The organism is Chryseobacterium takakiae, from assembly GCF_900129385.1.
Lineage (GTDB): Bacteria > Bacteroidota > Bacteroidia > Flavobacteriales > Weeksellaceae > Chryseobacterium > Chryseobacterium takakiae.
Window position 1 is genome coordinate 221,218 of the sequence record NZ_FQVO01000006.1, and the last position, 13,216, is coordinate 234,433.

At 36.8% G+C, this 13,216-nt stretch carries 12 protein-coding genes; 6 read left to right on the top strand and 6 right to left on the bottom strand.

What is annotated here, in order from left to right; translation table 11 throughout:
- Position 1: 1 nt before the first annotated feature.
- Complete coding sequence (locus tag BUA76_RS10025) at positions 2-1,612, bottom strand: S8/S53 family peptidase (RefSeq protein WP_072884668.1); 1,611 nt, start codon at positions 1,610-1,612, stop codon at positions 2-4.
- Between the two features lie 86 nt (positions 1,613-1,698).
- Between BUA76_RS10025 and BUA76_RS10030 the strand changes: the two genes are divergently transcribed.
- Genes BUA76_RS10030 through BUA76_RS10050 form a run of 5 tightly spaced genes read left to right on the top strand, consistent with a single transcriptional unit; the run spans position 1,699 to position 5,417 of the window.
- Positions 1,699-2,823: a DegT/DnrJ/EryC1/StrS family aminotransferase gene (locus tag BUA76_RS10030; RefSeq protein ID WP_072884669.1), complete on the top strand. Its 1,125-nt coding sequence runs from the start codon at positions 1,699-1,701 to the stop codon at positions 2,821-2,823.
- A 7-nt stretch (positions 2,824-2,830) separates the two neighbouring features.
- Entirely contained in the window at positions 2,831-3,253 is a 423-nt protein-coding gene (locus BUA76_RS10035; protein WP_072884670.1) for a hypothetical protein, read from the top strand.
- Between the two features lie 52 nt (positions 3,254-3,305).
- Positions 3,306-3,860, top strand: a complete 555-nt coding sequence (locus BUA76_RS10040; RefSeq protein ID WP_072884671.1) for a hypothetical protein — start codon at positions 3,306-3,308, stop codon at positions 3,858-3,860.
- A 56-nt stretch (positions 3,861-3,916) separates the two neighbouring features.
- A complete protein-coding gene (galE, locus tag BUA76_RS10045) occupies positions 3,917-4,939 on the top strand; it encodes a UDP-glucose 4-epimerase GalE (protein ID WP_072884672.1) in 1,023 nt (340 codons plus the stop codon).
- A gap of 25 nt (positions 4,940-4,964) precedes the next feature.
- A complete protein-coding gene (locus BUA76_RS10050) occupies positions 4,965-5,417 on the top strand; it encodes an adenylyltransferase/cytidyltransferase family protein (protein ID WP_072884673.1) in 453 nt (150 codons plus the stop codon).
- A 44-nt stretch (positions 5,418-5,461) separates the two neighbouring features.
- On the opposite strand, the gene BUA76_RS10055 is transcribed toward BUA76_RS10050, so the two are convergent.
- The 5 genes from BUA76_RS10055 to pnuC form a co-directional block, all read right to left on the bottom strand.
- The gene (locus BUA76_RS10055) at positions 5,462-8,029 is read right to left on the bottom strand and encodes a TonB-dependent receptor domain-containing protein (RefSeq protein WP_072884674.1); all 2,568 of its coding nucleotides are present in this window, start codon (positions 8,027-8,029) and stop codon (positions 5,462-5,464) included.
- Positions 8,030-8,195: 166 nt separating this feature from the next.
- Positions 8,196-9,221, bottom strand: coding sequence for an endolytic transglycosylase MltG (gene mltG, locus BUA76_RS10060; RefSeq protein WP_072884675.1), 1,026 nt, complete (start codon positions 9,219-9,221; stop codon positions 8,196-8,198).
- Between the two features lie 19 nt (positions 9,222-9,240).
- Positions 9,241-10,008, bottom strand: a complete 768-nt coding sequence (gene dapF / locus BUA76_RS10065; protein ID WP_072884676.1) for a diaminopimelate epimerase — start codon at positions 10,006-10,008, stop codon at positions 9,241-9,243.
- Between the two features lie 100 nt (positions 10,009-10,108).
- Positions 10,109-10,696, bottom strand: coding sequence for a hypothetical protein (locus BUA76_RS10070; RefSeq protein ID WP_072884677.1), 588 nt, complete (start codon positions 10,694-10,696; stop codon positions 10,109-10,111).
- Positions 10,697-10,702: 6 nt separating this feature from the next.
- Entirely contained in the window at positions 10,703-11,365 is a 663-nt protein-coding gene (gene pnuC, locus BUA76_RS10075; RefSeq protein ID WP_072884678.1) for a nicotinamide riboside transporter PnuC, read from the bottom strand.
- Between the two features lie 165 nt (positions 11,366-11,530).
- Here pnuC and BUA76_RS10080 point away from each other — a divergent pair, with 165 nt between their 5' ends.
- A complete protein-coding gene (locus tag BUA76_RS10080) occupies positions 11,531-13,051 on the top strand; it encodes an APC family permease (protein WP_083573205.1) in 1,521 nt (506 codons plus the stop codon).
- The last annotated feature ends 165 nt before the right edge of the window (positions 13,052-13,216 follow it).

Consider the following 13,216-nt stretch of genomic DNA (forward strand, 5'->3'; position numbering starts at 1 on the left):
TTTATTCTTTTATAAATTTCTCATAAGATATTGCATCTTTTGTTTTGATCTTCAGATAGTAAACGCCTTTACTGAAGTCTTCAATTTTTATGGATTTCTGATGATTTACGGTTGTAATCAGCCTTCCTAAATTATCATAAATTTCTAATGATACAATTTCTTTTTCTGAAGCGATATTGAGGATGTTTTTAACCGGATTCGGGAAAATCGCAATGTTATTTTTCTTTACCAATTCAGAAGTATTTAAGACATTGTTATACAAACTTCCGAAATTAAGGATTCCAAAACCCATCTGATCCGTATGATTCGGATAGAGTGATGCGGTCTGTCTTAGCTTATCTCTCATCAGATCCCTGTTCATCGTAGAAAAGGCCTGAATAAGACAGGCTACGCCTCCTGCTGCAATAGGAGTGGCAATAGAGGTTCCGCTTACCGGAAGGGTAGAATTGTTATTGCTCACCGTAATCGCTGCTGTCCCTCTTGCACTTGCATCCGGTTTGATTACTCCCACAGAATTTGGGCCATAAGATGAGAAATTGGACGAAGTTCCTGCGGCATCTACAGAACCGATAGTAAAAACTTTCGCGTTATCCGCCGGCGTTAAAATATAGTGCCAAGGCTGAGCTCCCGAATTTCCTGCTGCAAACAATACAAAAATCCCTTTGTTTACTGCGATTTCTGCACCTCGCGCAATAAAAGAAGTGGTTCCGTTCAAATTCGCGTAGGAATAATTGTATTTAGGGTCATCAAAAGTAGAATAGCCTAAAGAAGTGGTGATCATATCAACTCCTTTCCGGTCGGCTTCTTCGGCAGCTTCAATCCAATACAGTTCTTCTTCGGGAATTTCGACATTGGCATTTTCGCTTCGGTACAGATAAAAATCAGCATCAGGAGCAGAGCCTACGAAAGTATCCTGCACGAAGCCGCCGATGGCTCCCAGAACTACCGTTCCGTGTATATTGAGGGACGGATTGTAAATGTCTGTGGTTTTTGTTACAAAATCATATCCTCCCTTGATGTGTCCGTTATTCCAAAGCCTTGAAAATGCGGAGCCGGTATTTACATTCGGAAAACCGGTGTCAATGACAGCAATGGTGACTCCTGTTCCGGTATATCCCGCAAGATGCAGCGGACGAATGTTAATCTGGTCAATCTGCTGTGCTCCGGAACCGTAGTCAAAGACGGTAAGGTTTTTACCAGCATTTCCGCTCGGATCTTCCCACTTGTTAATATTTTTCGTCTTCGGGATACCTGATGTGTTTCGGGCAAAACTTTCAACAGAATTTACGTATGTCTGTGACTGCAGCAGGGATACCTGAGCCGGAGTAGCATTTACGGCAACCCCATTCAGCCATTTTGAATAATCCGTTACCGTAAAGCCCAGATTCTGAATATTGGTGATGTAAGAAGGCTCAATAGGAGCGTCCTGGTCATTCAGGGCAATTCCAAGTGCTGTACGGCGGTCGAGGGACTTTTGTGAAAGTTCAGACAGAGGATTTGCATAAAATGCGTTCTTATTCGGCTTATCTTTAAAGAACACGAAAGCAAGCGAGGTTTGTGCAAAACTCACTGAGTAACCTGCTAAAATACAAAAGAGTAGAATTTTTTTCATGTAGATATTTTATATAAAGATAAAACAAAATCAATAAAATTTTTGATAGGATTTTAAATTCCTTATTTTTACAGAAATATTTATTTATGAAAAAGATTCAAATGGTTGACTTGCAAAGTCAGTATTACAAGATAAAAAATGAAGTAGATAATGCAGTTTCAAATGTAATGGATTCGGCGGCTTTTATCAACGGCCCCGAGGTAAAGTCTTTCCAGAATGAATTAGAGTCTTATTTAGACGTAAAACATGTAATACCTTGTGCTAATGGTACAGATGCTCTTCAGATCGCTTTAATGGCTCTTGATCTTAAAGAAGGGGATGAAATCATTACTGCAGATTTTACTTTTGCAGCAACCGTTGAGGTTATTCATTTGTTAAAGCTTAAATCAGTACTGGTAGATGTTGATTATGATACGTTTACCATTTCCACGGAAGCAATCAAAAAAGCGATTACTCCAAAAACAAAAGCCATTATTCCGGTTCATCTTTTCGGACAGTGTGCCAATATGGAAGAAATTCTGAAAATTGCAGAACAGCATAATTTATATGTTATTGAAGATAATGCACAGGCAATCGGTGCCGAATTTACGTTTTCCGATGGAAGCGTAAAAAAAGCAGGAACCATGTCCACCGTGGGAACCACTTCTTTTTTTCCTTCTAAAAATCTCGGATGCTATGGCGACGGAGGTGCTATTTTCACCAATAATGATGACTTGGCTCACCGTGTGAGAGGAATCGTAAACCACGGCATGTACGAAAGATATTATCATGATGAGGTAGGGGTAAACTCAAGACTGGACAGCATTCAGGCTGCGATTCTGAGAAAGAAACTTCCGCATTTGGATAATTATAACGAATCAAGAAACAAAGCTGCTGATTATTATGATGAAGCTTTTGCGGGTCAGGAGCAAATTTTAACGCCGAAAAGAGCGGAAAATTCCACACATGTTTTTCATCAGTACACGTTGAGAATTTTAAATGGTAAACGCAATGACCTTCAGAAATTTTTAACGGAGAAGGAAATTCCGGCCATGATCTATTATCCTGTAGCCCTAAGAAAGCAAAAGGCTTATTATCAGGAAAGCAATGATGCCGATTTTGTCAATACGGATAAATTACTGGATGAGGTTATTTCCCTTCCGATGCACACGGAACTGGATGAAGAGCAGCTGAAGTATATTGCGGATGCAGTGCTGGAGTTTATGCGATAATTTTGAAATGGGAAAAAGAGTATTCAGCAAAAAAATAGTTTTTTATTTAGCGCTTATCGTTACAATATTTCTTATTTTTTTCTCGATTATGTCATTTCTTTCTTTATTTGATGATTTTAACATTATTACCTTAATTATAACTATTTTTTCAATTGTTGTAAATTTATTTGCATTCGTGCATTTAATTGAAAAATATAACAGGGCAGTTTTGTTTTTAAATCTAAGCTTAGGTGTGTTTATGCTTGATTCATTGTCTTTTGTTGTATTAGCACTTAAAATGTCTCCTGGAAATTTAAATGAAATTCTAACGAGTTTTCATTTTAAGATTTTGGTCTTTGGAACAATAATTCTAATAATTATTAATAGATACAGTCTCAAGGAAAATAAAACTGAAATCGAAATTGAATCTATAGGAACGCACAATGATTAACAATACTTTGTCAAAGTTGAAAATCTTTGACAAAGTTTAAAAAACACAATGTATGAAAATAAGAGAAAGCCGTTTGGAAACGGATCGTTTTTATCATATTTTCAAACGGGGAATTAATTCTAAACCGGTCTTTTTGAATAATGAAAACTACAGGTATTTTCTTCAGAAAACCAAAATTTATCTGGTTCCCTATTTCGATATATATTCTTATTGTCTGATGTCCAATCATTTTCATTTTATTTTGAGAACTAAACCTGAAAGTGATGGGAATCCAGCTTTTAAAGAAAACGGATTACATTCCGAAGAAAGTTTTTTCAGCAAGATCATTGGCAAATTAATCAGCAGCTATACACAGTCTTTCAATAAAGTATATCAGCGCAGCGGTCCTCTTTTCGAATCACCTTTTAAAAGAATTCTTATTGATTCTGAGGATTATCTGAGAAATTTGATTATTTACATCCATCAAAATCCGGAAAATTTTCAGAATTATAAATTTTCCTCTTATCTTGCAGTGCTTTCTGATGTTGAAACCAATATCAAGAGGAAAGAAATTATTGAGCTATTTGATAACCGTGAAAATTTTATAGGAAGTCACATAAAAATTTAAATAATAAAAAACTTTGTCAAAGATTTTCAACTTTGACAAAGTCCAAAAAATACAACATGGCAATACTCGTAACAGGAGGTCTCGGATATATCGGTTCACACACGGTGGTGGAACTTTTAAATAACAATTTTGAAGTTGTTATCGTAGACGATTTATCCAATTCAGAGAAATTTATATTAAAAAATATTGAGGAAATAACAGGGAGAAAACCTGTTTTTTATCCTTTTGATTTAAAAAGAAGAGAACTTTTAACCCAGGTTTTTGAGGCGCATCCTATTGACGGCTGTATTAATTTTGCTGCTTCAAAAGCCGTAGGAGAGAGCCAGCTGAAACCCGTGGATTATTATGAAAATAATCTTTTTTCTTTAATTAATATTTTACAGGAATTTAAAGAAAGAGGCCTTTCCAACTTTATTTTCAGCTCTTCCTGCACTGTTTACGGACAGGCTGACGCCATGCCGATTGATGAAAATACGCCGCTGAAAATGCCTGAAAGTGTTTATGGTAAGACAAAGCAGATGGGCGAGGAAATTTTGGCCGATTTTGCGAAAGCTTATCGAAGAAAAGTTTCCCTGTTAAGATATTTTAACCCGATCGGGGCACATCCATCTTCAAAAATTGGTGAATTACCTATAGGAATTCCGAATAATCTTGTACCTTACGTCATGCAAACAGCAGCAGGCATCCGCGAAAAGCTGAATGTCTGGGGAAATGATTATCCTACTCCCGACGGGACAGCAATACGCGATTACATTTATGTTGTTGATCTTGCGAAGGCTCACGTTGCGGCTTTACAAAAATTAATGCAAAGCAATTCAGATGGAGCCGTAATTGATATTTACAATCTCGGAACCGGAAAAGGATCTTCTGTTCTGGAAGTGATTAAGGCCTTTGAAGTGGCAAATAATGTTAAAGTTCCTTATCAGATCTGTGACCGAAGAGAAGGGGATATTACCATAGCATATGCCAATGTAGATAAAGCAGAACGAGAGCTTGGATGGAAATCTGAAACTTCTTTGGAAGAATCGTTAAGAACGGTATGGGAATGGCAGAGATATCTTCAGTCAAGGAATATTTAAAAATTAATTAAAAAAGAAATTTATTATGAAAACACAAAGAATAGGCATTACGTTTTCGTCTTTTGATTTACTTCATGCCGGACATATTAAAATGCTTGAGGAAGCAAAAACGGTTTGTGATTACCTTATCGTTGGCCTGCAGATTGATCCGTCTCATGACCGCCCGAATAAAAATAAACCTACGCAGACTATCGTAGAAAGATATATTCAGCTGAAGGCCGTAAATGCGGTGGATGAGATTATTCCTTATTATACCGAACAGGATCTGGAGGATATCTTAAAATCATTTGTAATTGACGTAAGAATCATTGGAGATGATTATAGAGACAAAGATTTCACCGGGAAAAAATACTGCGAAGAAAATGGCGTTGAGATCTTTTATAACAAAAGAGACCACAGGTTTTCATCAAGTGACCTCAGAAAAAGAATTTACGAAGCCGAAATGGAGAAAAATTCAAAGGCTGAAGCTGTAAAATAAAAAAATCCCGAAAATATTTCGGGATTTTTTTATATGAAGGATATTTACATTGGTCCTCCCTGCTCATCTCCGCCGGTATCATTGGCATTGATGTCTTTTTTACGTTTCGGCTGTTCCACTTTTTCCCCCTGTTTAAATCTGTAGGTAAACGATAGAGCGAACTGTCTTGGCTGCCACTGCATGTAAGAATCCCTCACGCTGTTTGCAGTATAAGTGGTAGATCTCATTGCTCTTGTGTTGAAGATATCCTGAATATTGAAAGAAATGGTAGCATTATTGTTCCAGATGTTTTTGGATGCTCCGAAACTGATGGCATACATGTCTTTTCTGTCCTGATACGCCGTTTTCTGGCCGCCTCTGTAGAATCCCTGTACCTGTAAGCTGAATGTTTTATCAACCTTCACCGTAGAAGTAAGTCTTGCTCTGGTTGAAAATCCTTTTCCTTCAAAATTAGCAATAGCCTGTGTAGGGTTTCCATCCACATCAAAAGTATCATACGCAATGCTTCCTTTCGTGTTATATCCGAATAAATCAACATTTCCGAGGAATTTCAGCCAGCTTGTTGCATCAAAGTTGAAGTTTAAATCCAATCCGTACCGGTCATCCGTACCAAGATTGATAGGTTTTGTATGAGATTCGATCACCTTTGGCGTAAGAATATTTCCCGCTTCATCTGTTGCTAATTTGTTATAAACTAACATTTTAGTGTCATCAGTCTGATGTCTGTAATATAATGTAGGATTGATAGTGAATTTTTTCTTGGAAATGCTGTATCCGAATTCAAAAGAGTCAACATAAGAAGGGTTCAGGTCAATATTACCGTCGAAAATATTCTGGTTGTCATTATAATTTGGATTCGGAATCAGGAAGAAAGATCTGGGGCGGTCAATTCTTCGTGTATAATTTAATAACAGCTGATTGTCTTTAGCAAATTCGTAGCTTAAATACACACTTGGGAACAGGTTGTTATAAGTTTTAGTAGTATTTAAAGCCGGGCTCGTAGGAACTAAGTTCTTATAAGCAATATCAATATTCGAAATCTCATCTCTCAATCCTAACTGGTAACCTAAATTTCCGATCTTACTTTTAAACTGTACATAGAATGCGTTAAACATCTCTTTGTACGTAGCATCATAAGTATAAGGTCTTAAAAATGACAATACAGGAGTGATTACAGTACTTTGCTGTACATCATTGCTGTAATCGTTATTGTTGATATCCAATCGGTAACCTGCCTCAAGTTTAGAATTTTCTCCAATCGGAAGTTCATAATCCGCTTTGGCAATTACGGTTCTGTTGATTGTATTTTGGTTGACAATATTTCTTAGCTCAAATAAGCCATCACGGGTCTGGTCAATATCGGTATCGTTATAAGAACGGTTTCTCTGTAAGCTTAATGATAATGATAAGTTTTGTCCATTATCGTCAAATTTATGGTCTAATCCAAAATCTCCCTGAAATGCCAGGTTGTTGTTGGTTCCTAGTGTGATCCTTTGTGAAGAACTGTTTGGAATTGCTAAAAAATCGTAGAAATAATCAATATTTCCTACACTTTCATTATCAAACGTTCTTACCGTTCCGGATGCATTTACGGAAGTTTTATCCGATATGTCATAAACGATTCCCGCAGAAGCATTATAGTTGTTATTCTTGCTGTTGTTTTCAGAATTCGTATTTCTCTGGATCTGATCATCAGCATTCAGTGCATTGGTAAAGTAATCATCATTTCTGTTGGTGCTTTTCGATTCTCTGTATCCGCCGCCGCCATTCAGGAACCATGTAAAGTTTCCTTTTCTCCAGCTTAAATTGGTATTCAGGTTAGTTTGGGGAAGGTAGCCTAAAGTTCCCGTAACACTTCCGTTGAAACCTGTTTTTTTGTTTTTCTTTAAAATGATATTTAAAATACCTGCTGTTCCGCTCGCCTCAAATTTAGAAGAAGGGTTCGTAATTACTTCAATTCTTTCGATCTGGTCTGCCGGAATACTCTGCAAAGCATTAGCCCCGTCATCAATTCCTAAAAGTGCAGACGGTTTACCATTAATTAAGAAACGTACATTTGAGCTTCCTCTCATAGAAACCGTACCATCCGTATCAACAGAAACCGAAGGAACATTAGAAAGTACGTCCTGAAGATTTCCTCCTTTGCTTACAATATCCTGGGAAGGGTCATAGGTTCTTTTATCAAGTTCAACTTTATAGGGTTTTGTAGAAGCTACAGTAATAGTAACGCCCTGGATTTCTCCGGTTTTCATATTGGTAGCACTTGCTTCTGGATCAATAGAAAGCGCGCCGATATTGCCGGCAGCTGTAATCTGTCTGTTAACAACACTTTTTTTGTAATCGATTGCCTCAACAGAAATGTCGTATTGTCCGGGGGTAAGATCAAGTTTGTATTGCCCTTTTTCATCGGTGAGAGTTGCATCACTCAACTGTTTATTCGCTTTGTTTGTGAACGTAACTGAGGCATAAGGAACGGGCTGATTGCTCTTGCTGACAACCGACCCTGAAATACCTACCTTCTCCTGTGCAAAAGCCAACGCTGCGGCCGAAAGTACAAAAGTAAGCCCTAAGGTTTTTTTTGTAAAAATGTTAATGATTTCCGTCTGATTCATAAGGTATTTTTTTGTGTAAAATCGTGAAAGATTCTCTTAATATTATGAAATTATTAATTGTGTATAACTTCAAATATTAAGCCTAATTTATTATTATAAATATATATGTCGCTTTAAATAGCGAAATGTTAATTATAAAATTGTTAAAAAAAGTTAATTATGATTATTATTTTATATTATTTGAATTCAGCCAGTCCTGATAAGCTTTTGCATTGATGGCATGCTGTTCGGCACTTGCGGTGAACTTATGGTATCCCAATCTTGCAGGATCGGCACACATAAAAATGTAATCATTTTTTTCAGCATTTAAAACGGCGTCAACAGAATTTTTATCTACTACACAAATTGGTCCCGGAGGAATACCTTTGTTGGCATACGTATTATAAGGCGATGGTGTAGATAAGTGTTTATAGAAAACTCTTTTAATAGGCTGTTGGAAATTAGTCTGCTTATTGATAGCATAAATTACCGTAGGGTCCGATTGTAATTTCATCCCTTTTCGGTAACGGTTCAGGTAAAGACCTGCAATGGTTCTCATCTCATCTTTTTTACCGCCTGATTCTTTATATACAATAGAAGCCAGTGCATAAATCTGATCTCTCGTAAGTCCGGATTGCTGCTCTTTTTCTTTTCTTTCAGCATTCCAGAATTCATTATACTGATCGTTGAACCTGTTAAAAAATTCTTTTGGTGTAACCGTCCAGAAGAAATTATAAGTATCAATAAAAAAATATTTTTTAAGATCTTCTGCGTTATTATAGCCTTTTTCGGCTGCGATGGTGTTCAGCCCTTTCACAAATTCCAAAGAATCCAGTTCTGTTTTCTTGGTGACTTTACCAAGCATTTGGTATACATCCCCAAAATCACCAATCCTGAAGCTGTTCTCACTCTGGTTTCCTGCTTTGATCATGTTTACAAGATGGGCATTTCCCAATCCTTTCTGAAAATGGTAGCGTCCTGCCTTAAAAAATTTTTCAAGATCTTTTTCCTTAGCTACTGCTTCAAATGTTTCCCTGTTGTCTACATATTTTGCAGCCGAATCTAAAATCTGTTTAAATTCTGCATTATGGGGAATGAGAACATAACCGTCTTTTTTAATATTGTTTCCGTAATATTTGGAATAAAATTTAAGACCAAAAAATCCACCTATCATAATAATAAGCAGGACAATGATGAGTATAGCTTTTTTCATATATCGTTCCTGGATTTATTTACAAAACGTCTATTCTTCCTTTAAAAACCTGTTTTGCAGGGCCTTCCAGCCAAATGTTTCTGAAAGAATTTTCGTCTTTTTCAGCATATACTTTAAGATTTCCTCCCAAAGTCTTTACATTTACGGAAATTAGATTGTTATTTTGCAGAAAGGTTAAAGCGGAAGCTGTAACTCCTGTGCCACAACTGTAGGTTTCATCTTCCACGCCTCGTTCATAGGTTCTTACAAATATCTCATCTTCATTAATTTTTTCCACAAAGTTTACATTGATCCCTTTTTCTTTATAATCATCCGAATATCGGATATCGCTTCCTTCTGCGAAAACATTGTAATTCACAAGATCTTCAACATATTTTACATAATGTGGAGACCCTGTATTCATTATGGTGTCATTCCCATCAAAGGAAATCGTTTCAACATCATTCATTTTCAATTTTACGATTCCGTTATGGATTTCCGCTTCGTGAGCTCCGTCAATGGCTGTGAACCGGCATTTACCTTCAAAAATATCAAGAAAAAAAGCAAACGCTACTGAGCAGCGGGCCCCATTTCCACAAAAACTTTTCGACCCGTCCGAATTATAATAATCAACCTCAAAATCAAAACCTTCCGCCTTATTTATTTTAATAAGTCCGTCTGCACCGATACCGAAACGTCGGTCGCAAAGTTTCTGAATACTGGCAATTGAAAGATTGTCCCATTCTCCGGAACGATTGTCTATCATTACGAAGTCATTTCCGGTTCCCTGATATTTGTAAAATTCCATATGGTAGCTGATATTTGTCTCAGATTGAGCATGCAAAATTAGTACAATTAAAACAAAAAACGAACAGTGTTAGCTGTCCGTTTCGTTATTTATAATCGTTTTATCTAAAACCACCTCCGTTGGAGTTCCTGTTGTTGTTATTCTGGGAAGGCGCCTGCTGATTTCCTGATCCTGAATTATTCCTGAATCCTCCGTTATTCGAATTATTGGAATTGCTGGAATTGTTTCTAAACCCGCCATTGTTTCGAGGCTGCTGCGTATTCTGCTGCTGATTCCTGAAACCATTGCTATTCGATCTCTGATTATTGTTCTGTCTGTTGCTGTTTCTGAAACCTCCGTTATTAGAAGTACCATCATTAACATTTCCTCTGAAACCGTTATTCGGTCTTGCAGAAGTTGCTTCGCCGCTTGATCTTCTTTCAAGGTATACTTTTCTTCTTGAGTTATTGTAGTTCTGATAATAATATGGCATACCGTTATCATAATAATAATTCATATTATTTCGGTAATAATACCCGTCATTTCCCCAATATCCTCCACCGCCATAATATCCTTGTGGTGCATAATAATATCCGTTATCATAATATGGATCTCCATATGCATTTGCATAAGGATCCGCGTACGCTGTACATGATACTAAACCTGCTATCGTTACAACGCTGAATGCTATTTTTAATAAATTTTTCATGACTTTCTAACTTTTTCTTAAACTTTTTTTCCAGGTAATATAGCCCTGGATAGCCATTATAGTAAATACCAAATATTGAACCGAAGTGATACCGAGCCCTTTATAAATCATCATAGGTATACAGATAAAATCTCCGATGATCCAGAAAATCCAGTTTTCAATGCGTCTTTTTGCCATAAACCACATGCCTACTAAAAATACGGAAGTGGTTAATACATCAAGCCAATTGCCCCAATCCAGGTGATAAAGACCAAGACTTACGTTTTCCATTGAAAAGCTGTTTTCGATATACGGTTTATAATAATATACTACAGTTACTAAGATTAAACTTAAGACAAAAAGTAAAATCCCATACAGCCATTCTTTTCTTGTAGCCCATGAAACATTAACATGTATATGGTCATCTGAATGTTTTGCCCACAAAATCCATCCGTAAATGCTCATTACTGTGTAGTAAATATTAATCATACAGTCGCCCAACAATCCGAAATTGAAAAGAATATATACGTAAATAAGCGTGGAAATAATCCCTGTAGGATACACCCATATATTTTTTTTAATGGAAAAATAAACACTAAGAATTCCGAATATAGTTGCAAAGGCTTCCAGGAAAATTTGCAGGATTGTATAGGTTTCGTAAGGTTCTACGAAAAGATCGTATAAATTCATGAGATCAAAAATAAATAAAAAAAGAGATACTTTGAAATGATTTAAATAATATGGAAATCAGTTTTTTATCTTCCTTTATTTAAAAAAAATGATGAAATTCTATTAATAAACGTTAAGGTTTCTAAATTTTTTATATTTTCGTAAATCTTTAATAAATAATAAAATATGTCTAAAATTTGGACCAAGAAACCGATGAGTGCTTTCGAAAATGATATGAAAAGCAGTCAGCTCAAAAGAGTTCTCGGTAAATGGAGTCTCACAGCTATCGGGATCGGTGCTATCATTGGAGGAGGAATTTTCGTACTTACAGGTACCGGAGCTTACTACCATGCAGGACCTGCATTAGCCATTTCTTTTATCATTGCGGGAATCGCTTGTATTTTCGCTGCATTATGTTATTCTGAATTTGCTTCCATACTTCCTGTGGAAGGATCTGCGTATGCGTATGCTTACGGAACAGTGGGAGAGATATTTGCCTGGATCATCGGCTGGGGGCTCATCCTTGAGTATGCCATGGGATCCATGACGGTGGCTGTTTCATGGTCCGGCTATTTTAACAAACTTCTCAAAATGTTCGGTATCCATTTACCCGAATATCTTACATCCGATCCTGCCAGTTATACAGGGGAAGGTTTTTCAATGAATTTACCGGCTTTCCTTATTGTTTTATTTGTGATCGGGATTCTGATCAAAGGAACAAAAGAGGCTGCTAAAACCAATAATCTTATTGTAATCATGAAAGTTTCGGCAGTATTATTCGTGATTATTGCCGGAGTGTTTTTTATCAACACTTCTAATTGGGATCCTTTTATCCCTGCACAAAAAATGGTGATGGAAGGTGATAAAATGAAAGAGGCTTACGGCATCCAGGGAATTGTTTCCGGAGCTGCTGCCATATTCTTTGCTTATATCGGTTTTGATGCGGTTTCCACTCAGGCAGGTGAAGCTATTAATCCTAAAAAAGATGTACCTTTCGCTATCATTGTTTCATTGTTGGTTTGTACAGGCCTTTATATTCTGGTATCTCTTGTTTTAACAGGGATGATGCATTATTCGGATTTTGATCCTCAGGGAAAATATCCTGACGCTATTAAAGCCCCGGTTGCTTATGCATTTGAAATCGCAGGACAGGGCTGGGCAGGATACATCATTACCATTGCTGCAACCGTAGGTTTGATTTCTGTATTGATGGTTATGATTATGGGGCAGTCAAGAATTTTCCTTGGAATGTCTAAAGACGGGCTTATTCCTAAAATGTTCAGCGATGTTCATCCTGTAAGAAAAACACCTGCGAAAAGCTTAATGCTTTTAGGAATTGTGATTGCTACGATTGCTGCTTTAACGCCAATCAGCAAACTTGCGGATATGACCAGCTTTGGTACCCTTTTCGCCTTTACCATGGTATGTGTTGCCGTTTGGATTCTCAGAAAAAAAGAACCGAATCTGCCAAGATCATTTAAAGTACCGGCACTACCTGTTATTGCAACATTAGGAATCTGTATCAACGTTTACCTGATCTGGAATCTTAGCCATGAAGCAAAATACCTTTCAATGGGCTGGCTGGCCTTAGGGGTTTTAATTTATTTCACCTACAGTCTCAAAAACAGTAAACTTCATAAGGTGGGCTACGGCGAAACGTTCAAAGCAGAGCAGGAGCCATTGGAAAAACCTGATTTAGATTTATAAAAAATATAACTTAAAGAGGCCGTCTCACAACTGAGGCGGTTTTTTTTATTAAAAAAGTTGTAACATTTGTGAGTATTTTGTATATTTATCTGGTAATCAGTCATATATATGGGATTTAGACATTATAATCAAAATCAGCTGGTTTTGTTTCCGCACACTTTTGAG